The following is a 1,855-nucleotide window of genomic DNA, read 5'->3' as shown; positions in this document are numbered from 1 at the left end:
GGCGCGCCGCCCCGGCGCCGCGGGCCGCCGCCGCGGCTGCACCGGTTGCGGGCCATGAACCGAAGCGTCCGGCCGAATCGGGCGCGCACGCGCACAAGGATGCACCGGCTCCCCGCGGCACGGCCGCGGGCGGCTACGGGCCGCGTCTCGCGAAAACCGCCGCACCGGCCGACAAGCCGGCCGCGAAGCCCGCGCTCGTGCGCCCGGCGCTGAACGGCGAGAAGCCGGCGGCGGCCACGGCCGGCACGTCCGACGACGATTGGGAGACCTTCTAAACCATGCCGCACGCGCGCGCGCCGTTTCGACCCGATGCACCGGATGCCTCGCCTCGCGCGGGCGAGCCGGGGCGCGACTTCGCGTTCACCAGCGCGGATTTCGCACGCATTCGCGCGCTGATCCATCAACGCGCGGGAATCTCGCTGTCCGAGCACAAGCGCGACATGGCGTACAGCCGTCTCGCGCGCCGCTTGCGGGCACGCGGCCTCGACACGTTCCGCGACTACCTCGACCTGCTCGAGCAGGAAGACGATCCGCTCGAGTGGGAAGCGTTCACCAATGCGCTGACGACGAACCTGACCGCGTTCTTCCGCGAGGCCCACCATTTCCCGATCCTGTCGGATTTCGTGAAAGGGCGGCCGGCGCCGGTCTCGGTCTGGTGCTCGGCGGCGTCGACCGGCGAGGAGCCTTACTCGATCGCGATCACGCTGATCGAGGCGCTCGGCGAATCGGCCGCGCGCGGCGCGTCGATCCTCGCGACCGACCTCGACACGCAGGTGCTCGCGAAGGCGGAGGCCGGCATCTACACGTACGACCAGGTCAAGCACCTGGCGCCGGAGCGGCTGAAGCGCTTCTTCCTGAAGGGCACGGGCGCGCAGGCCGGCCGCGTGAAGGTGCGCCCCGAGCTGCGCGCGATGATCCGCTTCGAGCAGCTGAACCTGACCGATGCGGATTACGGGATCGCGAAGCCGTTCGACGCGATCTTCTGCCGCAACGTGATGATCTATTTCGACAAGCCGACGCAGGGGCAGGTGCTGTCGCGCTTCGAGCCGCTCGTGAAGCCGGGCGGGCTGCTGTTCGCCGGCCATTCGGAGAACTTCACGTATGTCACGCAGGCGTTCCGGCTGCGCGGGCAGACGGTGTACGAACTGACCCGCGACGCCGCCCAGGGCGCGCGGCCGCGGGGCGCGCAGGCGTCCGCGATGCCGTCTCCCGCGCGCATGCATGCCGCGGGCGCCGCATCCGCTCTGGGAGAGCGCGGATGAGCGCCTTGCCGATCGCCACCAATCGCTACTTCGACAACCACTTCGGCCGTCCCGGCGTGAAGCTGCTGCCGAACGAGTTCTACACGACGTCCGAGGACATGGTGCTGATGACCGTGCTCGGCTCGTGCGTCGCCGCGTGCCTGCACGATCCGTACGCGGGCATCGGCGGGATGAACCACTTCATGCTGCCCGACGACGGCGCCGATCCGGGCGCGGCCGCGTCCGAATCGATGCGCTACGGCGCGTATGCGATGGAAGTGCTGATCAACGAGATGATCAAGGCCGGCGGGCGCCGCGAACGCTTCGAGGCGAAGGTGTTCGGGGGCGCCGCCGTGCTGGCCGGGATGACGACGATCAACATCGGCGACCGCAACGCGGATTTCGTGCGCCGCTACCTCGCGCTCGAACGCATCCGCATCACGGCGGAAGACCTGCAGGGCGTGCACCCGCGCAAGGTCGCGTTCATGGCGGCCACGGGGCGCGCGGCGGTGAAGAAGCTGCGGCTGCAGGTGCCGGGCGTCACCGAGCGCGAAGCCGCGCTCGCCCGCGAGGCCGATCGCGCCCGCGCCGCACGGCCGCGTCCGCAGGTCGAG

Annotated in this window: 2 protein-coding genes and 1 pseudogene; all 3 read left to right on the top strand. The window is 70.8% G+C overall.

Going from position 1 to position 1,855, the window contains the following annotated elements; all coding sequences use genetic code 11:
- Positions 1–275: pseudogene (locus G3N98_RS39165) on the top strand (methyl-accepting chemotaxis protein); the annotation flags it as partial.
- Positions 276–278: 3 nt separating this feature from the next.
- Positions 279–1,262: a CheR family methyltransferase gene (locus tag G3N98_RS39160; RefSeq protein ID WP_089424235.1), complete on the top strand. Its 984-nt coding sequence runs from the start codon at positions 279–281 to the stop codon at positions 1,260–1,262.
- Positions 1,259–1,855: chemoreceptor glutamine deamidase CheD (cheD, locus tag G3N98_RS39155; protein ID WP_206151112.1), on the top strand; the 597-nt coding region annotated here is incomplete at its 3' end. The genes G3N98_RS39160 and cheD, both read left to right, overlap by 4 nt.

The sequence above is a fragment of the Burkholderia sp. Tr-20390 genome (assembly GCF_017104595.1).
Taxonomy (GTDB): Bacteria; Pseudomonadota; Gammaproteobacteria; order Burkholderiales; family Burkholderiaceae; genus Burkholderia.
This window is presented reverse-complemented; position numbering and strand designations above follow the sequence as displayed.

What these genes read in the sequence shown, in the direction of transcription:
- G3N98_RS39160 (WP_089424235.1), top strand. Translation starts at nt 279, where the DNA reads ATGCCGCACGCGCGCGCGCCGTTTCGACCCGATGCACCGGATGCCTCG.